This is a genomic window from Stenotrophomonas maltophilia group sp. msm4, from assembly GCF_032025605.1.
GTDB classification, from domain to species: domain Bacteria; phylum Pseudomonadota; class Gammaproteobacteria; order Xanthomonadales; family Xanthomonadaceae; genus Stenotrophomonas; species Stenotrophomonas sepilia.
Genome location: NZ_JAVSKK010000001.1, coordinates 700229 through 723119 on the forward strand (window position 1 = coordinate 700229; position 22891 = coordinate 723119).

Annotated in this window: 19 protein-coding genes; 11 read left to right on the forward strand and 8 right to left on the reverse strand. The window is 66.8% G+C overall.

Going from position 1 to position 22891, the window contains the following annotated elements; translation table 11 throughout:
- The first annotated feature begins 33 nt into the window (after positions 1–33).
- From secD to fabV, 3 genes are all read left to right on the forward strand, one after another.
- Positions 34–1890, forward strand: coding sequence for a protein translocase subunit SecD (secD, locus tag ROV93_RS03380; RefSeq protein WP_072168294.1), 1857 nt, complete (start codon positions 34–36; stop codon positions 1888–1890).
- 16 nt (positions 1891–1906) lie between these two features.
- Positions 1907–2887, forward strand: coding sequence for a protein translocase subunit SecF (secF, locus tag ROV93_RS03385; RefSeq protein WP_049413603.1), 981 nt, complete (start codon positions 1907–1909; stop codon positions 2885–2887).
- Between the two features lie 817 nt (positions 2888–3704).
- Positions 3705–4964: an enoyl-ACP reductase FabV gene (gene fabV, locus ROV93_RS03390; protein WP_312538544.1), complete on the forward strand. Its 1260-nt coding sequence runs from the start codon at positions 3705–3707 to the stop codon at positions 4962–4964.
- A 112-nt stretch (positions 4965–5076) separates the two neighbouring features.
- Here fabV and ROV93_RS03395 read toward each other — a convergent pair whose 3' ends face one another.
- The 3 genes from ROV93_RS03395 to ROV93_RS03405 form a co-directional block, all read right to left on the reverse strand.
- Complete coding sequence (locus ROV93_RS03395; RefSeq protein ID WP_072168347.1) at positions 5077–7146, reverse strand: EAL domain-containing protein; 2070 nt, start codon at positions 7144–7146, stop codon at positions 5077–5079.
- Between the two features lie 91 nt (positions 7147–7237).
- Positions 7238–8422: an NAD(P)/FAD-dependent oxidoreductase gene (locus ROV93_RS03400; protein WP_061477923.1), complete on the reverse strand. Its 1185-nt coding sequence runs from the start codon at positions 8420–8422 to the stop codon at positions 7238–7240.
- Entirely contained in the window at positions 8419–8967 is a 549-nt protein-coding gene (locus tag ROV93_RS03405; RefSeq protein WP_072168291.1) for a YaeQ family protein, read from the reverse strand. The genes ROV93_RS03400 and ROV93_RS03405 overlap by 4 nt, the downstream gene beginning before the upstream one ends.
- 124 nt (positions 8968–9091) lie before the next feature.
- Here ROV93_RS03405 and ROV93_RS03410 point away from each other — a divergent pair, with 124 nt between their 5' ends.
- The gene (locus ROV93_RS03410; RefSeq protein WP_072168290.1) at positions 9092–9961 is read left to right on the forward strand and encodes a pseudouridine synthase; all 870 of its coding nucleotides are present in this window, start codon (positions 9092–9094) and stop codon (positions 9959–9961) included.
- A 13-nt stretch (positions 9962–9974) separates the two neighbouring features.
- On the opposite strand, the gene ROV93_RS03415 is transcribed toward ROV93_RS03410, so the two are convergent.
- A complete protein-coding gene (locus tag ROV93_RS03415; RefSeq protein WP_072168289.1) occupies positions 9975–10463 on the reverse strand; it encodes a YaiI/YqxD family protein in 489 nt (162 codons plus the stop codon).
- Between the two features lie 302 nt (positions 10464–10765).
- Between ROV93_RS03415 and ROV93_RS03420 the strand changes: the two genes are divergently transcribed.
- From ROV93_RS03420 to ROV93_RS03435, 4 genes are all read left to right on the forward strand, one after another.
- Positions 10766–10975: a cold-shock protein gene (locus ROV93_RS03420; protein WP_005416210.1), complete on the forward strand. Its 210-nt coding sequence runs from the start codon at positions 10766–10768 to the stop codon at positions 10973–10975.
- Between the two features lie 188 nt (positions 10976–11163).
- Positions 11164–11853 carry a glutathione S-transferase gene (locus ROV93_RS03425; protein WP_072168288.1) on the forward strand — a complete coding sequence of 230 codons (690 nt, stop codon included), beginning with the start codon at positions 11164–11166 and terminating at the stop codon, positions 11851–11853.
- Positions 11854–11885: 32 nt separating this feature from the next.
- Positions 11886–13451 (forward strand): protein adenylyltransferase SelO, encoded by a 1566-nt coding sequence (locus tag ROV93_RS03430; protein WP_072168287.1) that lies wholly within the window; start codon positions 11886–11888, stop codon positions 13449–13451.
- A 579-nt stretch (positions 13452–14030) separates the two neighbouring features.
- A complete protein-coding gene (locus ROV93_RS03435; protein WP_072168285.1) occupies positions 14031–14567 on the forward strand; it encodes an adenine phosphoribosyltransferase in 537 nt (178 codons plus the stop codon).
- A gap of 92 nt (positions 14568–14659) precedes the next feature.
- On the opposite strand, the gene dbpA is transcribed toward ROV93_RS03435, so the two are convergent.
- Both dbpA and ROV93_RS03445 read right to left on the reverse strand, forming a co-directional pair.
- Positions 14660–16036: an ATP-dependent RNA helicase DbpA gene (gene dbpA / locus ROV93_RS03440; RefSeq protein WP_072168284.1), complete on the reverse strand. Its 1377-nt coding sequence runs from the start codon at positions 16034–16036 to the stop codon at positions 14660–14662.
- Positions 16037–16189: 153 nt separating this feature from the next.
- Positions 16190–17269, reverse strand: coding sequence for a YeiH family protein (locus ROV93_RS03445; protein ID WP_072168283.1), 1080 nt, complete (start codon positions 17267–17269; stop codon positions 16190–16192).
- A gap of 101 nt (positions 17270–17370) precedes the next feature.
- Here ROV93_RS03445 and ROV93_RS03450 point away from each other — a divergent pair, with 101 nt between their 5' ends.
- On the forward strand, positions 17371–18246 hold the full coding sequence (locus ROV93_RS03450; protein WP_072168282.1) for a LysR substrate-binding domain-containing protein: 876 nt from the start codon (positions 17371–17373) through the stop codon (positions 18244–18246).
- Positions 18247–18412: 166 nt separating this feature from the next.
- Positions 18413–20296 carry an ATP-binding cassette domain-containing protein gene (locus ROV93_RS03455; protein WP_061477914.1) on the forward strand — a complete coding sequence of 628 codons (1884 nt, stop codon included), beginning with the start codon at positions 18413–18415 and terminating at the stop codon, positions 20294–20296.
- 356 nt (positions 20297–20652) lie between these two features.
- Here ROV93_RS03455 and ROV93_RS03460 read toward each other — a convergent pair whose 3' ends face one another.
- Both ROV93_RS03460 and ROV93_RS03465 read right to left on the reverse strand, forming a co-directional pair.
- On the reverse strand, positions 20653–21114 hold the full coding sequence (locus ROV93_RS03460; protein ID WP_005416218.1) for a cytochrome c: 462 nt from the start codon (positions 21112–21114) through the stop codon (positions 20653–20655).
- Between the two features lie 9 nt (positions 21115–21123).
- The gene (locus ROV93_RS03465) at positions 21124–21507 is read right to left on the reverse strand and encodes a c-type cytochrome (RefSeq protein ID WP_061477913.1); all 384 of its coding nucleotides are present in this window, start codon (positions 21505–21507) and stop codon (positions 21124–21126) included.
- Between the two features lie 205 nt (positions 21508–21712).
- Here ROV93_RS03465 and ROV93_RS03470 point away from each other — a divergent pair, with 205 nt between their 5' ends.
- Positions 21713–22858 (forward strand): efflux RND transporter periplasmic adaptor subunit, encoded by a 1146-nt coding sequence (locus tag ROV93_RS03470; RefSeq protein WP_312538548.1) that lies wholly within the window; start codon positions 21713–21715, stop codon positions 22856–22858.
- The last annotated feature ends 33 nt before the right edge of the window (positions 22859–22891 follow it).

The window sequence follows — 22891 nt, forward strand, 5'->3', positions numbered from 1 at the left end:
GCGCCGGGGATGGCGCCGCGCGGGACCCAAGCAATGCTCGAATTTCCACGCTGGAAGTACGTCGTCATCCTGATCGTACTGGCGCTCAGCGCGCTGTATGCGCTGCCCAACATCTACCAGAAGGACCCGGCCATCCAGATCACCGCCAACCGTGGCGGGCAGATCGACGATGCGCTGCGCGACCGTGTGCTGGCCGATCTGAAAAAGGCCGGCATCGCCACCATCGGTGCCGAAAAGGAAGGGGAAAGCCTGATCGTCCGCCTGTCGGACCTGAAGTCGCAGTCCGCTGCCAGCGACGTCCTGCGTGACACCGTCGGCGAGAAGTACACCGTGGCGCTGAACCTGGCTTCGACCGTACCCGACTGGCTGGCCAACCTCGGCGGTCGCCCGATGGTGCTGGGCCTGGACCTGCAGGGCGGCGTGCATTTCGTGCTGCAGGTCGACCAGAAGGCTGCCCTCGACAAGCGCCTGGATGCCTATACCGAAGACGTGCGCAGCACCCTGCGTGACGCGCGCATCGCCTACCAGTCGGTGGAACGCCGCGCCGATAACAGCATCGTGGCCAACCTGAGCCCATCCGCCGGCGATGACGCCGCGCAGCGCGCCCGCGCCGCGCTGGTCAAGGCGCAGCCGACCCTCGGCTATGACGTCAGCGGCAACCGCATCACGGTCACCGTGCCGGAGACCGAGATCACGCAGATCGCCAACGGCGCCATCGAGCAGAACATCAACACCCTGCGCAACCGCGTGAACCAGCTCGGCGTGGCCGAGCCGATCATCCAGCGCCAGGGTGCCGACCGTGTGGTCGTGCAGCTGCCGGGCGTGCAGGACACCGCCGAAGCCAAGCGCATGATCGGTGCCACCGCCACCCTGGAGTACCGTGCGGTGGTTGAAGGCAATGCGCAGGACGCCATCAACTCCGGCCGCATTCCGCCGGAAGCGAAGGTCTACCAGCAGCGTGACGGCCGCGGCCCGATCCTGCTGAACAAGCGCGTGATCGTCACCGGCGACCAGATGGTCGGTGCGCAGGCGGTGACCGATTCGAACAGCGGCTCGCCGGCCGTCAGCGTGACGCTGAACAACGTCGGTGGCCAGCGCATGTTCGACTTCACCAGCGCCAACGTGAACAAGCCGATGGCGGTGGTCTACACCGAGCGCGTGCCAACCGTAACCGTCGTCGACGGCCAGGAAGTGCGTGGCTTCAAGGTCAACGAGGAAGTGATCTCGGTGGCCAACATCAACGGCGTGTTCGGCAAGAACTTCCAGACCACCGGCCTGCAGAAGAAGGAAGCCGAAGACCTGGCCAAGCTGCTGAAGTCGGGTTCGCTGGCTGCGCCGATGGACTTCGTCGAGGAGCGCGTGGTCGGCCCGAGCCTCGGCGCCGAGAACGTCAAGAACGGCATGCGCGCGGTGGTGTTCGCGTTCCTGTTCACCCTGGTGTTCTTCAGCGTGTACTACCGCATGTTCGGTGTGATCACCTCGGCAGCGATGCTGTTCAACCTGCTGATCGTAGTGGCGGTGATGTCGCTGTTCGGTGCCACCATGACCCTGCCGGGCTTTGCCGGCCTGGCGTTGTCGGTCGGCCTGTCGGTGGACGCCAACGTGCTGATCAACGAGCGTATCCGTGAAGAGCTGCGAGCCGGCGTGCCGGGCAAGACGGCGATCGTGACCGGTTACGAGCGTGCCTCGGGCACCATCCTCGACGCCAACCTGACCGGCCTGATCGTCGGTGTGGCGCTGTTTGCATTCGGTACCGGTCCGCTGAAGGGCTTCGCGCTGACCATGATCATCGGTATTTTCGCCTCCATGTTCACCGCGATCACCGTGTCGCGTGCGCTGGCGACGCTGATCTACGGCCGCCGCAAGAAGCTCCAGAACGTGGCCATCTGACGGGACGACACGCACAATGAAACTGTTTCCGCTGCACATCCTCCCGAACGACACCAAGATCGACTTCATGCGCTGGCGCCATGTCGCCATGGCAGTCACCATCGTGGTGTTCCTGGCCTCGGTCGCCATCATCGGCATCAAGGGCTTCAACTACGCACTGGACTTCACCGGCGGCACCCTGATCGAAGCCCGCTTCGACAAGGCGGTGGATGTTGAGCAGGTCCGCACCAAGCTCGAGCAGAGTGGCTTCGAAGGCGCCCAGGTGCAGAGCGTCGGTGGCAACACCGACCTGCTGATCCGCCTGGCCCCGCACGGCGAGCATGCTCCGGGTACCGGCGATGCCGCCCACGAGGACAAGGCCACGGCCGCTGCCGTGGTGAAGGCGTTGTCCACTGCCGACAATCAGGCCACCGTGCTCCGCAACGAGTTCGTGGGCCCGCAGATTGGCAAGGACCTGGCGATGAATGGCCTGTATGCCACCATCTTCATGCTGGCCGGCTTCCTGATCTACATCGCGGTGCGCTTCGAGTGGAAGTTCGCGGTCACCGCCAGCATCGTGGCGATGTTCGACCTGATCGTGACGGTCGCTTACGTGTCCCTGTTGGGCCGTGAGTTCGACCTGACCGTGCTGGCCGGCCTGCTGTCGGTGATGGGCTTTGCGATCAACGACATCATCGTGGTCTTCGACCGCGTTCGTGAGAACTTCCGCAGCCTGCGCGTGGACTCGATGGAAGTGCTGAACCGTTCAATCAACCAGACGCTGTCGCGTACGGTGATCACTGCCGTGATGTTCTTCCTGTCGGCGCTTGCCCTGTACCTGTACGGTGGCAGCTCGATGGAAGGGCTGGCCGAGACGCACATGATCGGCGCGGTGATCGTGGTGCTGTCCTCGATCCTGGTGGCGGTGCCGATGCTGACGATTGGTGTGCTGCGCGTGAGCAAGCAGGACCTGCTGCCGAAGGCGAAGGACGTCGAGGCCCTGGCCCGTCGCCCGTAAGCGTTCGCGCTGCACGCAACACACAGAGAACCCCGCGCAAGCGGGGTTTTTTGTTTGCAGGGCTTGCAGCCCTGCACCCGCGGTAGTGCCGGCCGCTGGCCGGCAACAGCAACAGCGTGTATTCCATGGGTGGGCGGGACGGTGTCGGAGTGCGGGGACGCCGCAAGTACGTCCGTGTAGGCTTGGCAGCCGCATCCATGCGGCTGACACCCCGCACTCCGACACCGCCCCACCTCTGACAGATTCCCGCGATCGGGTAGATCCACGCCATGCTTGGATGAAATCTGTCCGATATCGATACCCAACGAACTGTTCCGACAGATCGCAGAGAACTGTCGAAGGCGGGGCGGGTCCGGTTGAGGGGGCGTGAGCCGCATGGGCCCGAGGCATGCCTCGGGCGGGTTGGGCAGGACGCCCAACCCCGGTCTTGCCGTGTGCGCAGGACAGCGCACACGAGCAAGCGGCGACCGAGCTTACATGGGTGAGGGCGCTTTGGTTGCGAAGCACTGCTTCGCAAGCGCCCGAACGCACAGCCGCCAGCGGCTGGGCCGGCCCCCGGAGGGGGACTTGCAGCGTCCCCCTCAACCGGACCCACCCCGCCCACCCCCAGGAACCCAGCTTTTGACGTTGCTCTGGCCCTGGCCGTTGCTCAGGCCTCTGCGGGTGCAGGGTGCAACCCTGCAAAAGAAACACCACCCTACGCCAGCGTCGGTTGTGCAATCTTCCCCCGCGCACTACGATCCTGCGGTTCGCGCGCGTGCGCGCCCGTACTCCTGCTGAGCGCCCCGTGCGCCGCATCTGCCAACCCGAGGTATCCATGGTCATCAAACCGCGCGTCCGCGGCTTCATCTGCGTCACCACCCACCCGACCGGCTGCGAGGCCGCGGTCAAGCAGCAGATCGACTACATCCGTGCGCGCCCGCCGATCCAGAACGGTCCCAAGCGTGTGCTGGTGATCGGCGCCTCCACCGGCTACGGCCTGGCCGCACGCATCACCGCTGCCTTCGGCAGTGGCGCTGCCACCCTCGGTATCTTCTTCGAACGACCGGGCAGTGAAACCAAGCCGGGTACCGCGGGCTGGTACAACTCGGCCGCGTTCCACAAGTACGCCGACGAAGCCGGCCTGTATGCCAAGAGCATCAATGGCGATGCCTTCTCCGATGAAGTGAAGGCGAAGACCATCGAAATGATCAAGGCCGATCTGGGCCAGGTCGACCAGGTTGTCTACAGCCTGGCCGCGCCGCGCCGCAAGCACCCGAAGACCGGCGAGATCATCAGCTCCACGCTGAAGCCGATCGGCGAGCCGATCACCCTGCGCGGGCTGGATACCGACAAGGAAGTGATCACCGAAACCACCCTGCAGCCGGCCACCCCGGAAGAAATCGCCGGCACCGTCGCGGTGATGGGCGGCGAGGACTGGCAGATGTGGATCGATGCACTGGCCGATGCCGGCGTGCTGGCCAATGGTTGTACCACCACGGCCTTCACCTACGTGGGCGAAGAGATCACCCAGGCGATCTACTGGAATGGCTCGATCGGCGCGGCCAAGAAGGACCTGGACACCAAGGTGCTGGGCCTGCGCGAAAAGCTGGCGAAAATCGGCGGCGACGCGCGCGTGTCGGTGCTGAAGGCCGTGGTGACCCAGGCCAGCTCGGCCATTCCGACCATGCCGCTGTACCTGTCGCTGCTGTTCAAGGTGATGAAGGAAAAAGGCGCTCACGAAGGCTGCATCGAGCAGCTCGACGTGCTGTACGACATCCTTTACGGCGGCAAGGCTGATGGCACGGCGGTTGATCGCCTGCGCCATGACCTGGTCGATGGCGGCGGCCACACCGTCGCGCTGGTCGATGAGGAAGGCCGCCTGCGTGCGGACTACAAGGAAATGGCCGCAGACGTGCAGGGCAAGGTGGTCGCGCTGTGGCCGCAGGTGACCAACGAGAACCTGTACGAAATCAGCGACCTGGCCGGCTACAAGGCCGACTTCCTGCGCCTGTTCGGTTTTGGCGTGGAGGGCGTCGACTACGAGGCCGACGTCAATCCGGACGTGAAGATCGAAAATCTCGTCGACATGACCTGATCAAGCAGAAGGCCGGCGAAAGCCGGCCTTCTGGTTTGTGTAGAGCCGAGCCATGCTCGGCTGCTCTTCGCTTGAGTCCCGCAGCCGAGCATGGCTCGGCTACAGAGAGGCATCACCCGAATTCGAAGCCCATCTCCGGCAGCGCCGGGCCGACGAAATCGCCCTGCACGTAATCCACGCCGGCACTGAACAGCAGCGTCATCGAGTTGGCATCGCTGACGAATTCGGCAATGGTGCAGATGCCCGCTTCCTGAGCACGCGCGGTGATCTGGCTGATGCGGTCGATGTTCTCGCGGGTGGCGGCCAAGTCGCTGGTGAAGCCCCGGTCCAGCTTGAGGAACTGCGGCTGGAAGTGGGCCAGCAGCTGGAACGAGTCCAGCCCGGAACCGAACTGCTCCAGGCCGATGCGGCAGCCCAGTGGCGCCACTTCGGCAAGGAACTGCTGTGCACTGCGCAGGTGGGTGAACACCTTCGCTTCCGGTGCATGCAGCCACAGCCGTTCGCCGGGCACGCCCTGTGCCTGCAGCTCGCGGCGCAGGGTGGCGATCATCTGTGGGTCATCGAACGATTCCGGCGTGACCTTCACCAGCACCTGGGTGGCATGACCCGCACGTGCGCGTTCACCCAGCACCGCGATCGCCTGCGAGACCACCCAGCGGTTGATGTCGGCCAGCAGGCCGTGTTCCTCGGCGATGCCCAGGAACGCGGTCGGGCTCAGCAGCTCGCCATTGTTTTCCAGGCGCAGATAGGCTTCGTACAGCTCCAGTGGTTCGCCCTGCAGGTTCAGCACCGGCTGGTAGTGAAGCTGGAAACCGTCGCCGGCCAGCGCCTCGCGGATGCGCGCCACCCAGCGCTGCACACGCTCTTCCTCGACACGGTCGGCAGCAGCCGGGTCGAAGATGCGGCAGGTGTTACCCAGCTCGGCTGCAGCCTGGGTGCATTCGCTGGCGCGCGCCAGCACCTGGCCGATGCTGGCGATCTTCTCACCGACCTGCACGCCACCGATGCTGACCGTCACCGTGGCCGAGCGTGCGCCGATGCTGAAGACGTGTGCGGCGTAGGCTTCTCGGATGCGCTCGGCCAGCGCCACGGTCTGTGCGTAGGGCCCGGCCTGCAGCACGGCGAAATTGTGCTCGCCGAAACGGGCCAGTTGCGCGTCCTCGCCAACCACTTCGGCCAGCAGGGCGGCGAGGGCGCCGATCAGGGTGTCGGCCGAGGCCAGGCCGATATCCGGCAGCAGGCGCGCGTAGTGGTCCGGCTCGATCAGCAGCAGGCCGAACTGGCCCTCGCTGCGCCCGGCCTGGGCCACCGCGCTTTCCAGCTGCAGCATGAAGGTCGGGCGATTGAGCAGGCCGGTGACCTGGTCGCGCTGGCGCAGGTCCTCGACCTCGCGTGCCAGTTCGGGGTCGAACTCCATGCGGCGGCGGAGCACCACCTGCAGGCAGGACTCGCCCTCGTAGGTGGCCGCCGCAAATTCCATCGTCGCCGGGAACGCACTGCCGTCCTGGTGGCGCGCGTCGAGCTGGTACTGGGGCGGCGGCGCCTCGCCACGGCTGAGGCCCTTCAGCAGCTGCTTGAAGCCCTCCACGTGCTGGGCGGCGACCATGTCCAGCAGCGAAATGCCTTCGATGTCGTCGAAATGCTCGTAGCCGAACATCTCCAGGTAGGCGTCGTTGGCGCGGATGTGCATGCCTTCATGCACGTAGGCGATGGGGTCGCGCGAGGAGGCGATCAGCGCGTCGCAGCGGCGCTCGGTCTCGCGCATCTGCGCCTCGATGCGGCGCAGGCCGCGGCGTGCCTGCAGGTCGACCCACTGGTCGCGGACCACGGCGAGCAGGTGCTCGGGGCGCTGGCGCAGGGCGAGGGCACGGATGCCATGGCTGCTGGCCTGCACGAGTTCGTCCTCGTCGATGCGCTCGGCCAGCAGCACCAGCGGGATGTCCTTGCCGCTGGCAGCGATGTGCTGGGCTGCCAGCTGCAGCGGAATGCCCTGCGACGGCGAGGCCAGCACCAGGTCGATGGCCTGGCTGGTCAGCACCTGGGCCAGCTCGGTTGCATCCTGTGGGCGCCACGGGCGTACCGCGATGCCGCTGTTGCGCAGGGTGCTGACGATGGCTTCGGCATTCTCGCCGCTGTCATCGACGATCAGCAGGCGGATGGTGATGTCGTTCGCGTTCTGCATGCACTGCTCCCCAATCTGCGAATCTAGATACACGATGCGCGGCGAACCGTCCATGCGCGTCCCCCTTGCGCGCATGGAACGGCGAAGTGGTTCACACCACGCCGCCCGCTGCGTGCCCGCTTGCCCAGGCCCATTGGAAGTTGTAGCCGCCCAGCCAGCCGGTCACGTCCAGCACCTCGCCAACGAAGTGCAGGCCGGGGACGCGCTTGGATTCCATCGTTGAGGATGACACTTCGGCGGTGTCCACGCCGCCCAGGGTGACCTCGGCGGTGCGGTAGCCTTCGGTGCCGCTGGCCACCAGCGGGAATGCGCCCAGCAGCTGCGCAGCCTGGCGCAGCACCGGCTCGTCCAGCTGGCGCACGGGGCGGTCGGGCAGCCAGTGCTCGCACAGCCGCTGTGCCAGCCGCTTCGGCAGTACCTCGCCCAGCACCGTGCGCAGCTCGGCGGCGGGGCGGTCGCGCTTCATCTGGCGCAGCCACTCGCCCGCATCCTGGCCCGGCAACAGGTCCAGCTCCAGCGCATCGCCGGGCTGCCAGAACGAAGAGATCTGCAGGATGGCCGGGCCGCTCACGCCACGGTGGGTCAGCAGCATGAAGTTCTGGAAGCTCTTGCCGTTGCAGCGCGCCTCGATCGGCAGTGCGACGCCGCTGAGGTCGGCCAGCCGCTCCTGGTGCTTGCCGCTGAGGGTCAGCGGTACCAGCCCGGCGCGGGTCGGCAGCACCTGGTGACCGAACTGGCGGGCCACTTCATAGCCAAAGCCGCTGGCCCCCATGCTGGGAATCGACAGGCCACCGGTGGCAACCACCAGCGAGGCGCAATGGAACAGGCCGTGCGTGGTGTGCACGCGGAAACCATCGCTGCCATGCTCGATGCGCTGCACGCTGCAGTCGGTACGGATCTGTACGCCGGCCGCCTGGCATTCGTCCACCAGCATTTTCACGATCTGCTTGGAGGAGACATCGCAGAACAACTGCCCCAGTTCCTTTTCGTGATAGGCGATGCCGTGCTTGTGCACCAGCTCGATGAAATGCCAGGGTGTGTAGCGGGCCAGCGCCGACTTGCAGAAATGCGGGTTGGCCGACAGGAAGTTGGCCGGTGTGGTGCCGGTGTTGGTGAAGTTGCAGCGGCCACCGCCGGACATCAGGATCTTCTTGCCGACCTTGTTGGCATGGTCGATCACCTGCACCTGGCGGCCGCGCTGGCCGGCAGTGATCGCGGTCATCAGCCCGGCTGCGCCAGCGCCGATGACCACCACGTCACAACGGATCGTGCTCATGCCTTGGCGCGCTTGCGCCAGGTCGGGATCACGTCGAGCTGCATCTGATCGTTGAGCAGCTGCACTTCACCGTCCTGGATCAGCACGCTCCAGCGCATCGCGCGCTGGATCTGCTGGCCCCACAGCTCTACGAAGGCACCGTCGAGGTCGACCACCGAGAGGTTGTCGAAGCGCGCCAGGCCCTTGCTCTGCTTGCCCCACCAGATCTCCGAGGCGTTGCCGCCATAGTTGACCACCTGCACCTGGCGGCTGCGGTTGCTGGCCTTGCGGATGCGCGATTCGTCCGGATGGCCCAGGTCGATCCACTGCAGGATGTCGCCGGTGTAGTCGTGTTCCCAGAGGTCGGGTTCGTCATCGGTGCTCAGGCCGCGGCCGAACTCCAGGCGGTCGCCGGCGTTCAGCGCGAAGGCGAGCAGGCGCACCATCAGGCGCTCGTCGGTCTCGGACGGATGCTGGGCCAGGGTCAGGTTGTGGGTCGCGTAGTAGCCGCGATCCATGTCGCTGATCTGCAGTTCGGCCTTGCGGATGGTGGCGGTAAGAGCCATGGGGGATCCGTGGACTAAAGAGGACAATGATAGAGGTTTGCTCCGGGGGTGTCCGTGGCCGGGCTGTCTGCGCAGCGTCAACGGTGGCACGCTTGCGTTCTTTCCCGTGGCCGGAGTGGACGCCATGACCTTGCCCAGCCGACTGCAGTTGCCGCCCGGGCCCTGGGCCACCCTGCTGGATGGCCTGTGTGCACGTTTCCCGCGCATCGCGCGCGCGCAATGGCAGGATCGCTTCGCGCGTGGCCGTGTGCTGGATGCGCAGGGCAGGGCGCTCACTGCGGACATGCCCTGGCAGGTCGGGCGGGAGATCCAGTACTTCCGCGAGGTGGCCGACGAACCGGTGATTCCCTTTGTCGAGACCATCGTCCATCTGGATGCGCACCTGCTGGTAGCCGACAAGCCGCATTTCCTGCCGGTGACACCTGCGGGTGGGCATGTGCGCGAGACGCTGCTGGCGCGGCTGGTCGCCCGCACCGGCAATGCTGATCTGGTACCGCTGCACCGGCTGGATCGGCTGACGGCCGGGCTGGTGCTGTTCTCGACCCAGCGAGGGTCGCGCGATGCTTACCAGCGCCTGTTCCGTGAGCGGCGCATCGAGAAGACCTATGAGGCCCTGGCACCGGCGCTGCCGGGGCTGGCGTTTCCGTTGCAGCGGGACAGCCGGTTGGTGCCGGGCGAGCCGTTCTTCCGCATGTCCGAAGTGACCGGTCAGCCCAATGCGCGCAGCCGGATCGAGCTGATCGAGGCCGAAGGGGCGATCTGGCGCTACCGGCTGCTGCCGGAGACCGGCCGCAAGCATCAGTTGCGCGTGCACATGGCCATGCTGGGGGCGCCGATCTTGGGTGACGACCTGTACCCGCAGCTTCGGCAACGGCCACTGAATGTGGCCGAGTCACCGCTGCAGCTGCTGGCGCGGGGCCTGGCCTTCGACGACCCGTTGAGTGGCGCACGACGGATGTTCAGCAGCGGCCGCAGCCTGAGCCTTCCGGCATAGGGCGGCCAGGCGCTCAGCGGGCCGGGCGTCGCGCCAGCCAGCGGTCCAGCTCGGCGGCGAACAGCTGCCGGTCGCGGGGTCCCAAGGGCGGCGGTCCGCCGGTCTGGACCCCGGCGCCGCGCAGTTCCTCCATGAAATTGCGCATCGACAGCCGCTCGGCCATGTTGTTCGGGGTGTACAGCTGGCCGCGCGGGTTCAGCGCCACGGCCTTTTTCTCCAGCACCAGCGCAGCCAGTGGGATGTCCTGGGTGACGACCAGGTCTCCGGCGGCGACCCGCTCGACGATGGCGCTGTCGGCCACGTCCAGGCCCTGCGGCACCTGGATCGAGCGCAGCCAGCGTGAGGGCGGGGTGCGGATCCACTGGTTGGCGACCAGGGTCAGTTCGATCCCCACCCGTTCAGCCGCACGAAACAGGATGTCGCGAATGACAGTGGGACAGGCGTCCGCGTCCACCCAGATGCGAGAGGGCGCGTATTCAGCGGGGGTTTCAGCTTCAGTCATTTCCCCAGTGTAGGGTAGGAAAAACCTGAATGGGGGCTCGGGGTTAGCCGCGAACGGCTGCCAACCCTTGTCACGCCTAGCGGGTGACCTGTTCCCATGAACGTCGGGACTATCGCTTTTTGCGGAAAACACGCGTATCGTGCGACCCACTGTGTTTGCTAGGGTCACCGTGAATCGTGGCCTGGTGCAGTTGATCTCACGATCCGCTCATCGATCCGCTTTACCAACGCCTGCAACTCAGTCTCGGCCCCGATACCCGGTGGCTGCGATTTTTTTCAACATGTGTTTCAGGAGTTAGTAAAATGTCTGAACGTCAGACCGGCACCGTCAAGTGGTTCAACGACGCCAAGGGCTTCGGCTTCATCACCCCGGAAAGCGGCCCGGACCTGTTCGTGCACTTCCGCGCGATCCAGGGCACCGGCTTCAAGACCCTGCAGGAAGGCCAGAAGGTTACCTTCATCGCCGTCCAGGGTCAGAAGGGTATGCAGGCTGACCAGGTGCAGGCGGTCTAATCCGTCTGCTACCGTTGGGTAGCCAGAGAACGCCGGAAGCGAGAGCTTCCGGCGTTTTTTATTGCCCGCTGTTTTTTGTAGAGTCGAGCCACGCTCGACAGTTCTCAAAGACAGTGGAGCATGGCTCGGCTCTACAAAGGGCATGCAGCGGGCGCGGTAGGATGGAGACCTTCCCGAGGACCGTCCCCATGCGCATCGTTCATCACCTGGAAAACTCCCGTTCCCTGCGCGTGCTGTGGATGCTGGAGGAGCTGGGGCTGGACTACGAACTGCGCCGCTATCCGCGTGATCCGAAGACGCTGCTGGCGCCGCCGGAACTGCGCAACGTGCATCCGCTCGGCAAGTCACCGGTGCTGCAGGATGGCGAGCTGGTACTGGCCGAGTCCGGTGCGATCCTCGACTACCTCGCTGACCGTTACGACACGCAACGCCAGCTGTCGCCGTCACCGATGCCGGCTGACGGGGCCGAACGCATCGCTTACCGCTACTGGCTGCACTACGCCGAAGGCTCGGCGATGCCGCCGCTGCTGCTGACCCTGGTGATGGGCCGCATACGCAACGCGCCGATGCCGTTCTTTGCGCGCCCGATGGCACGCAGCATTGCCGACAAGGCCGAGCGCGGCTTCATCGGCCCGCAGCGGCGGCTGCATCTGGACTGGATGGAGCGCCGCCTGGCTGAAAGCCAGTGGTTTGCCGGCGAGCGCTTCAGTGCGGCCGACATCCAGATGAGCTTCCCGATCCAGGCTGCTGCCGCGCGCGGTGGCGGTCTCGACGACAAGCCGGCGCTGCGCGGCTTTCTCAAGCGTATTGGTGAGCGCCCGGCCTACCAGCGTGCCGAGGCCCACGGCGGCCACCTGCAGGCGCTCAGCGGCAATTGAGGCGGGCGGCCGTCGTCCCCATCTTCAGCACCATGGATACCGACAGCCTCCGTTTCGACAACCGCCTGCTGCACACCCTGCCGGGCGACCCCGAATCCGGCCCGCGCAGGCGCGAAGTGCTGGGCGCGGCCTGGTCGCCGGTGATGCCGACCCCGGTGGTGGCGCCCACGTTGCTGGCGTGGTCGCCTGAGGTTGCCACGATGCTCGGCTTCGATGCTGCCGAGATCGAGAGCGAAGGCTTCGCCGATGTATTCGGCGGCAACGCGCTGTACGCCGGCATGCAGCCATGGGCCGCCAATTACGGTGGCCATCAGTTCGGCCATTGGGCCGGCCAGCTCGGCGACGGACGTGCGATCTCGCTGGGCGAGCTGGTGGCACCCGATGGCCGCCACTGGGAGCTGCAGCTGAAGGGGGCCGGCCCGACCCCGTACTCGCGCGGTGCCGATGGACGGGCAGTGCTGCGCTCGTCGATCCGCGAGTTCCTGTGCAGCGAAGCGATGCACCACCTGGGCGTGCCGACCACGCGCGCGTTGTCGCTGGTCGGTACCGGCGAGGAGGTGGTGCGCGACATGTTCTATGACGGCCACCCGCGTGCCGAGCCTGGCGCCATCGTGTGCCGGGTCTCGCCGTCGTTCCTGCGTTTCGGTTCGTTTGAGCTGCCGGCCTCGCGTGGCGAGACGGCCTTGCTGCAACAGCTGGTGGACACCTGCATCGCCCGTGATTTCCCCGGGCTGGAGGGGCAGGGCGAGGCACTGTATGGCGACTGGTTCGCGCAGATCGCGGTGCGCACCGCCGAGATGATCGCGCACTGGATGCGTGTCGGCTTCGTGCATGGTGTGATGAACACCGACAACCTGTCCGTGCTCGGTCTCACACTTGATTACGGCCCCTATGGCTGGGTCGAGGATTTCGATCCGGAGTGGACGCCGAACACCACCGACGCCCAGGGGCGCCGCTACCGCTTCGGCACCCAGCCGCAGGTGGCGTACTGGAACCTGAGCCGATTGGCGCAGGCGCTGTCGCCGCTGTTCGCCGATGTCGCACCGCTGCAGGCGGGCCTGGCGGCCTACCAGTCCACCTTCGTGGCCTGCACGCGTCGCGATGCTGCATCGAAGCTGGGGCTGGCTGCTGCCGACGATGACGACCTGCAGCTCTACCAGCGCTGGCAGCAGCTGATGCAGGAGGGCGCCATGGACATGACCCTGGCCTGGCGTGCACTGATGCGCATCGACCCGTCGGCAGCGGACGCTACGGTTCTGGACGCGGTGTACTACGACGAGGCGCGCAAGCATTCGGTGCAGGCGCCGTTGCAGCAATGGCTGCAGGACTACGCAGCGCGCCTGCGTAGCGATCCGCTGTCGGCCCGCGAACGCTTGGCGAAGATGGCAGCGGCCAACCCGCTGTACGTGCTGCGCAACTGGCTGGCCCAGGAGGCGATCGACCGCGCAGAGCAGGGTGACCTCGGCGGTGTGCATGCGCTGCAGGACGTGCTGCGCGACCCATACACCGAACGCCCGGGGCTTGAACACTTCGCCGGCAAGCGCCCGGCGTGGGCCGACAACCGCGCCGGCTGCTCGATGCTGTCCTGCAGTTCCTGAGGGTGGGTTTCGGCAGGGCTGCGCCCTGCACCTGCAGAGGCCAAGTCAACGGCCAGAGCTGGATCCCGTGGCTTGGCGGGGCGGTGTCGGAATGCGGGGGCGCTGCAAGTACGTCCCTGTAAGCTTGGCAGCCGCATCCATGCGGCTGACACCCCGCACTCCGACACCGCCCCACCTCCGACAGATTCCGGCGGCTGTTGGTAGGTGTCGACCTTGGTCGACACGGTAGATCCACGCCATGCGTGGATGCTTTTCGTTCAATTCTCGAAATATTCGATTTCGATTGAGATTCATCCACGCATGGCGTGGATCTACTACAGATCACAGGAAACTGTCGAAGGCGGGGTGGGTCCGGTGGCGGGAGTGTCCGCGGCATGGATGCCGCGGCCAAGCCCCCATGGACGGGTTACGGCGTCTCCCGCCATCGGATCCACCCCGCCATCCCACAGGAAACCAGCTTCTGCCGTTGCCGTTGCTTGAAGCCTCCGCAGGTGCAGGGCGCAGCCCTGCCGACACCCCCAACAGGCAGCCGGCGCCCGGAACAGGTACCCTATGCCGCCATCAGATAGCCAATGTGACATGACCGACGCCCTCGTCGCTCCGCAGTGGGCCTCCCGCCTGCGCGACATCGCCGACTTCCCCAAGCCCGGTATCCTGTTCAAGGACATCATGCCGCTGCTCGCCCACGGCGAGGACTTCCGCGGCGCGATCACCGCGATGGCCGACCGTTGGCGCGACCAGAAGCTGGACGCGGTGGTCGGCATCGAATCGCGTGGTTTCATCCTCGGCGCCGCGATGGCACTGGAGCTGGGCGTGGGCTTCGTGCCGGTGCGCAAGCCGGGCAAGCTGCCGGGCCAGGTGCTGCGTGAGGAATACACGCTGGAGTACCGCAGCGACTGCATCGAAGTGCACGCCGACGCGTTGCCGTCCGGTGCCCGCGTCGCGATCATCGATGACGTGCTGGCCACCGGCGGCACGCTGATCGCTGCGTTGTCGCTGGTTCGCCGCCTGGGTGTTGAAGTGGTCGGTGCAGGCGTGCTGGTCGAGCTCGACGGCCTGGGCGGCCGGGCCCGCTGGGAGGCGGGCTTGCCACTGCACACCGAACTGGTGTTCTGATCGAAGGGTGAATGCCAACCAGGGTTGGCATCTACCAGAGCGAAGGGCCGGGAGCCGGTCGTTGCCAACCGTGGTTGGCAACGCGGCTTCAATCACATCATCCGTACGCGGAAACGACGGCCCTTGATCTTGCCGGCTTCCAGCCTGGTGACGGCCTTGTTGGCCTGTTCACGCGCGATCGCCACATAGGAGCGGGTCGGGAAGATCGCGATCTTCCCGATGAACTTGCTCGACAGGCCGGCATCGCCGGTCAGTGCGCCGAGGATGTCGCCCGGGCGCAGCTTGTCGGTCTTGCCGCCGTCGATGCGCAGGGTGCGCATCGCCGCCTGTGGCAACTCGGCCGGGCGCGAGGTCGCCAGTGGCGTCTTCTGCCAATCCAGCGGTTGCCCCATCTGCGCTTCGATGGCTTCGGCGCGGGTCTTTTCGCGGCCAGCCACCAGGCTGATCGCCAGGCCGCTCGCACCGGCACGGCCGGTACGGCCCACGCGGTGCTGGTAGCTCTCCACGTCGGTCGGCAGCTCGTAATTGATCACCGCCGCCAGCTCTTCCACATCGAGGCCGCGTGCAGCCACGTCGCTGGCCACCAGCACGTTGCAGCTGCGGTTGGCCAGCAAAAGCAGCACCTCCTCGCGGTCGCGCTGCTCCATGTCGCCGTGCAGGGCGAGTGCGGAGAAGCCGAACTGCTGCAGCGAGTTGGCCACTTCGTCCACATCCTTGCGGGTGTTGCAGAACACCACCGCCGATTCCGGCGCGTACTTCAGGAGCAGGCCGGCCAGCGCCTTCTGGCGATGCGCCGGTTCCACCTCGCAGAACAGGTGGCGGATGGCCGGTGCCTGGTCGGCGCCTTCCACGGTCACCTCCACCGCGTCGCGCAGCAGGTCACGCGCCATGGCGCGGATGCTGTCGGGGAAGGTGGCGGAGAACAGCAGGCTCTGGCGATCCCTGTGGGTGCGGCCGGCGATCTCGCGGATGGGCTCCTCAAAGCCCATGTCGAGCATGCGGTCGGCCTCGTCCAGCACCAGCGTGCGCACCGCGCCAAGATTCAGCGCGCGCTTGCGTGCCAGCTCCTGCACGCGGCCGGGCGTACCGACCACCACGTGCGGATCGTGGCCTTCCAGCGACGCCAGCTGCGGGCCCAGCGGCACGCCACCCACCAGCAGCAACAGCTTCAGGTTGGGAATGCCGGTGGCCAGCTTGCGGATCTGCTTGCCGACCTGGTCGGCCAGTTCGCGGGTCGGGCACAGGACCAGCGCCTGCACGCGGATCAGGCTGGGGTCGATGGCCTGCAGCAGGCCCAGGCCGAAGGCGGCGGTCTTGCCGCTGCCGGTCGGCGCCTGTGCGATCACATCGCGGCCATCGAGGATGGCCGGCAGGCTCTGCGCCTGCACGGGGGTGAGGGTGGTGTAGCCGAGGGCGTCCAGGCCGGGCTGCAGGGCCGGGCTCAGCGGCAGGGTCGAGAAATCAGTCATGGCGCATTGTACCTGCCTGCGCGGCTGGTCCCGCCTGGTGGGCCCGGGGGCGGATCCCTTTCCTCAGGAACGGGATCTGACCCCAACGGTGCCGTCATCCACGCATGGCGTGGATCTACGGGTGGGCGCCGACCCTGGTCGGTACGCTCCTGCTCAGCCCAGCACCGCCAACACACCCTGGTGGATCGCCAGGCCACCGAACAGCAGCCAGGCGAACAGGATCAGCGCCAGCAGCAGCGGTTTCAGGCCCGCCTGGCGCAGCGCCGAGACGTGGGTGGTCAGGCCCAGCGCGGCCATCGCCATCGCCAACAGCACCGTGTCCAGCTGCACCAGCCCGGCCTGCAGGCCGGCCGGCAGCAGATGCAGCGAGTTGAAACCGGCCACGGCCACGAAACCGAACGCGAACCACGGCACCACGATGCGCGCCTTGCTGCCGTCGGCGCTGGCCTTGCCGCCACGCGCCAGCCACAACGACAACACGACCAGGAACGGCGCCAGCAGCATCACCCGCACCATCTTGGTGATCACCGCGGTATCGGCGGCGGCTTCGCTGACCGCGCGGCCGGCGGCCACCACCTGCGCCACTTCGTGCACAGTCGCACCAGTGAACAGGCCGTACTGCCGCGCGTCCATCGCCAGCCAGCCGTGCGACTGCACCAGCGCGTACAGCGCCGGGTACAGGAACATCGCCAGCGTGCCGAACACCACGACGGTAGAAACCGCGACAGTGACCTGCGCAGCGCGGCCGCGCACCACCGGTTCGGCGGCCATCACCGCTGCCGCACCGCAGATCGCGCTGCCGGCGCCGATCAGCATTGCCGCCTCGCGTTCCATCTTGAACACACGAACGCCCAGCCAGCAGGCCAGGCCGAAGGTGCTGGCGACCACCAGCACGTCCATCAGCACGCCGCTGACGCCGACATGGCCGATGTCCTGGAAGGTCAGGCGCAGGCCGTACAGCACGATGCCGGCGCGCAGCAGCCAGTGCTTGGAGAAACCGACGCCGGCCGCGCTGCTCGGTGCCAGCCGCGGGTAGAGCGTGTTGCCCACCACGATGCCGCCCACGATGGCTACCGTCAGTGCACTCAGACCACGCGCCTGCAGCCAGGAAAGCTCGGCCAGGTACAGCGATACCGCCGCGATCAGGCCCACCAGCAGTAGACCAGGCAGGCGCGGCTGCCAGCGCTGGCGCAGGGCGGGCAGGGACCAGGGGGAGAGGGCGGGGGCGTTCATGGCAGGGCAGGGCTGTGGTGACGAGGCAAGCGTGCGCCTTCGTTCATGACCTGTAAAACGAATACTATGGGTAAAAGCTACCTATAAGATGGGTAATCTGCATGCGCCTGACCCTACGCCAGCTTCAGGTTTTCGTTGCCATCGCCGACCACGGCAGCACCACCGCCGCCGGCCAGGCCATCGCGCTCTCGCAGTCGGCCAGCAGCGCCGCCCTGCAGGAGCTGGAGGCGCACTTCGGCACCCCACTGTTCGACCGCATCGGCCGCCGCCTGGCCCTGAATGGTCATGGCCGCGCGCTGCTGGAGCCGGCGCGCACCCTACTGGTCAACGCCGCCGATCTGGAGCGGCAGCTGGCCGCCGGCGGCGACCCGTCGCAGGGCGCGCCGCTGCGATTGGTGCTGGCCGCCAGTACCACCATCGGCAACTACCTGCTGCCGCAGCGCATCGCTGAACTGCTGCGGCAGGCGCCGCAGGCCGAAGTCGACCTGCGCATCGACAATAGTGCTGGCGTAGTCGGCGCCGTGCAGCGCCTGGACGTCGACGCCGGCCTGATCGAAGGCCCGTGCCATGAGCGCGGTTTGCAGGTCACGGCCTGGCAGCAGGATCCGCTGGTGATCGTCGGCGCCGCCGACGTTCTCCCGCGCTGGTCGCTGGACGAACTGCGCCGCGCCCGCTGGCTGCTGCGCGAACCGGGCTCCGGCACCCGTGAAGCAGTGGAACAGGCCCTGCTGCCGCACCTGCGTGGCTTCGCCCAGACGCTGCAGCTGGGCAATACCGAAGCGATCAAGCAGGCCGCGATCGCCGGCCTCGGCCTGGCCTGCCTCTCGCGTCACGCGCTGGAAGAGCCGCTGGCGCTGGGTCGTCTGCGCGTGCTCGAAACCCCGTTGCCTCCGCTGCAGCGCACGCTGTGGCTGGTACGCCACCCCGGCAAGCAATGGCTGCCGGGGTTGCAGGCGTTGCTGGGGGAGGTGGGGTAGCCGGGATCCATCCGCACAGCGCGAATTCCACGACGGGATCCGCGCCCCGCCGTCCCACAGGAAACCAGCTTTTTGACGTTGCCGTTGAGGCTGCCGGCCAGCGGTCGGCACTACCGCGGGTGCCGGGTGCAACCCGGCCGACGCCCCCAACCCGTACAATATCCGGATGCCTCTGATTACTCTGCAGAACGTCGACTTCAGCGTCGGCGGCCCGTTGTTGCTGGAAAAGGCCGAACTGTCGATCGAGCCGGGTGAACGCATCGCCCTGATCGGCCGCAACGGCGCCGGCAAATCCACCTTGCTCAAGCTGCTGTCCGGCGACCACAAGCCCGATGACGGCGAAGTCCGCGTGCAGCAGGGCGTGCGCGTCACCCGCCTGGAGCAGGAAGTGCCACATGGCGCCGCCGGCTCGGTGTTTGACGTCGTCGCCGATGGCCTCGGTGAACTGGGCCAGTGGCTGGCCGAATTCCATCACCTCAGCCACGCCGAAGTATTTGATGGCGAAGCCCTGGGCAACGTGCAGGCCAAGATCGACGCCGCCAACGGCTGGGGCCTCGATCAGCGCGTCAGCGAAACCCTGACCAAGCTCGACCTGGACGGCGAGGCCGAGTTCGGCCGCTTGTCCGGCGGCATGAAGCGCCGCGTGCTGCTCGCCCGTGCGCTGGTGTCCAGCCCCGACGTGCTGCTGCTGGACGAACCGACCAACCACCTCGATATCGAAGCCATCGACTGGCTCGAAGCGTTCCTGAAGGGTTGGAGCGGCAGCGTGGTGTTCGTTACCCATGACCGCCGCTTCCTGCGCGCACTGGCCACCCGCATCGTCGAGATCGACCGTGGCCAGGTCACCAGCTGGCCGGGCGACTGGGCCAACTACGAGCGTCGCCGGGAGGAACGCCTCAACGCGCAGGCGCAGGAAAACGCGCGCTTCGACAAGCTGCTGGCGCAGGAAGAAGTCTGGATCCGCCAAGGCATCAAGGCGCGCCGCACCCGCGATGAGGGCCGCGTGCGCCGCCTGAAGGCGATGCGCGTGGAGCGTTCGCAGCGCCGTGATCTCAGCGGCAACGTCAAGATGGAAGCCGCACAGGGCATCAGCTCTGGCAAGAAGGTCATCGACGTCAAGGATATTTCGTTCGCCTTCGGTGAGCGCACCATGGTCCGCGACTTCACCACCACCATCATGCGCGGCGACCGCATCGGCCTGATCGGCCCCAACGGCAGCGGCAAGACGACGCTGCTGAAGCTGCTGCTGGGCGAGCTGCAGCCGGCCAAGGGCGAAGTCAACGCCGGCACCAACCTGCAGATCGCCTATTTCGACCAGTACCGTGCGGTGCTGCGCGAAGACTGGAGCGCGATCGAGAACGTGGCCGAAGGCCGCGATTTCCTCGAGTTCAACGGCAAGCGCAAGCACGTGCATGCCTACCTGCAGGACTTCATGTTCACCCCGGAACGCGCGCGTGCGCCGATCACCCGCCTGTCCGGTGGCGAGCGCAACCGCCTGCTGCTGGCCAAGCTGTTCGCGCAGCCGTCCAACCTGCTGGTGATGGACGAACCGACCAACGACCTGGACGTGGAAACCCTGGAGCTGCTGGAAGAGCTGCTGGGCGAGTACACCGGCACCCTGCTGCTGGTCAGCCATGACCGTGACTTCATCGACAACGTGGTGACCTCCACGCTGGTGATGGAAGGCGACGGCGTGATCGGCGAGTACGTCGGTGGCTACAGCGACTGGCAGCGTTATGCGGCCAGCGTGGCAGCGCCTGCCGCGACCCCCGCCGCCAAGCCGGCAGCCGCAGCACCTGCCGCGCCGGCTGCTGCCACCCCGGCTGCGCCCAAGCGCAAGCTGGCCTACAAGGAAGCGCGCGAGCTGGAGCAGCTGCCGAAGACCATCGAGAAGCTGGAAAGCGATGTCGAAGGGCTGACCTCGGCGATGAACGATCCGTCGTTCTACACCCGCAGCAGTGCCGAAGTGACCGCGCACACCCAGCAGCTGGCCAAGGTGCAGGCCGAGCTGGATGCCGCGTACGCGCGCTGGGAAGAGCTGGAAGGCTGAGCGGCTACCACGGCCGTCTCGCCCTGCGGGCGGCTGTGGTTTTTGATCTGATTCCGCCTTGAAGCGAGCCGAGCACCGCAGGTCCGGCGAGGGCGAAGAGGCGCGGGTGTCTGAGCGCAGCGAGTTCCCGCGCCGTCCCTCGGTGGACCGAGGAGCGCAGGGTACCGGTGCGTAGCATCGGCTCGCGGACGGCGGAGCGTTTCTTTTGGTTACTTTTCTTTGCGAGCACCGCACTGCAGGAGCAGAGCGGAACGGCATAGCCGGCCCGCAGGGTGACGCACAAGGATGTGCGTCATCAAGAAAAGTAACGCCCATGAACGCATCAGATTGCAGCAGTCATGATCCGCGCAGAGCGGTCATTTGACCCCGTGCAGATCCCGCAACTGGCTCGGCCGGCTGCCGAAATACGCCGCCAGATCGGCGATGTCCTGATCGCTCAGGTCCTTCGCCTGCGGCGTCATCAGCGCATGCTGGCGGTCGCCGGCGCGGTAGGCCTGCAGCGCATGCGCCAGATAGTCGCCGTACTGGCCACCCAGTTTCGGATAGGTCGGATCGATCGGCGCATTGCCGTCGGCCCCATGGCAGTCGATGCAGCTCTGGTTGGTGGCCTTGCCCTTCACCTTGGCGCGGGCTTCACCGGCGGCCTCGCGGCCTGCCGGCAGGCCAGCGGAGGACGAAGAACCGTGTTCGCCGCTGGCATGGCCCGGGTCGGCGGCGGATTTCTCGCTGTTTTCCACCTGCGACTGCGAACAGGCCGCCAGCAGCAGGGCAACGGACAGGGCGATGGCGTGACGCATCGGATGCGCGGCTTTCGACATGGGCGGGCCTTACTTGACGGTGGACAGGTAAACAGAGAGATCGGCGATCTCCTGTTCGCTGAAACTCATCGACTGTGCCTGCATCGTCGGATGCCGGCGCTTGCCCTGGCGGTACTCGGTCAGGGCCTGGGCCAGGTACTGCTGGGTCTGGCCGCCGATCTTCGGCACCCGGTAGCTGGGGTAGGCGTTCTTGTAGCCGGTGATGCCGTGGCACCCTTGGCAGGTGTAGGCCAGGACACGGCCATTGTCGAAGTTGCCGGTGGGCGTGGCAGGCGCCGGCGCGGCGGCAGGCGCCGGGGCGGGTGTGGCAGGAGCGGGAGCGGGCTGTGCGGCGGCCCCAAGGGGCAGGAGGACGGCCAGAGCGAGACAAGCGGCGAGCGGCTGCGGGCGCATGGTGTCGTTTCCGGGGATTCGGGTCTGGTCGTTCCGGCGTGGGGTACGGAACGACCCGAGTATAGCCTCAGGTTTCATCTAGCTGAAATGGGGGCGGGCCGACCAGCGGCGTGAAGACACCATGACCTTTGGGATATGGTGTTGCCGTGAAGTGGTGCATTACTTTGCTACCACACCTGTCCACGCATCCTCCAGGGACCTGACGATGTCGCACCCAACCTTCCTGTCCGGCCGTCGCAGCGGAATCTGCGCTGCCGCACTGCTGATCTCCACCTCCCTGCTGCTGGGCGGTTGCGCCGCAGGGCCCAATTCCGAAGCCAAGGCTGCCGAGACCAAGGAGGAGAAGAAGGTCGACGCAGTCCCGGTCGAAGTGGCGGTGGCCAGCCATCGTGCGGTCGCAGCCAGCTACACCGGCACCGCGGCGCTGGAGCCACGTGCAGAGTCGCAGGTGGTCGCCAAAACCTCCGGCGTGGCCTTGGCGGTGCTGGTCGAGGAAGGGCAGCGGGTCACCGCCGGCCAGCCGCTGGTGCGGCTGGACCCGGACCGCGCGCGCCTGGCCGTGGCGCAGAGCGAAGCGCAGATGCGAAAGCTGGAAAACAACTACCAGCGCGCACAGAAGCTGGTCGGCCAGCAGATGGTCAGCGCTGCCGATGTCGACCAGCTGCGCTACGACCTGGAGAACGTCCGTGCGCAGTACCGCCTGGCCACGCTGGAGCTGTCCTACACCACGGTCGTGGCACCGATCTCGGGTGTGATCGCCTCACCCTCGATCAAGACCGGCAACTTCGTGCAGATCAATACACCGATCTTCCGCATCGTTGACAACTCGCGGCTGGAGGCCACGCTCAACGTACCCGAACGTGAGCTGGCCACCCTGCGTGCCGGCCAGCCGGTGACGCTGGCGGCCGACGCACTGCCGGGCCAGAGCTTCACCGGCACCGTTGACCGCATCGCGCCGGTGGTGGACTCGGGCAGCGGCACGTTTCGCGTGGTCAGTGCCTTCGATGGCGCCGCCCACGCGCTGCAGCCCGGCATGTTCGGCCGCATCCGCATCGATTACGACCAGCGTGCCGATGCGCTGGTGGTGCCGCGCCTGGCGTTGCTCGATGACGGTGAACCTGCGGTGTTCCGCGTGCGCGAAGGCAAGGTCGCACGCGTTCCGGTCAAGCTGGGTTACGCCGAGGGCCCGTGGGTGGAGATCCGTGATGGCCTGGCGGCCGGTGATCAGGTGGTCACCGCCGGCAAGGTCGCCCTGCGCGACGGCACCACGGTGCAGGTGATTGCCGATCCGAAGGCGAAGGCGGTCGCGGCGGCCGCCAAGCCCGCAGACAAGGCCGGGAGCAAGCAATGACTGCCCCGGGCCACGACCACGGTGCCTCGCCGG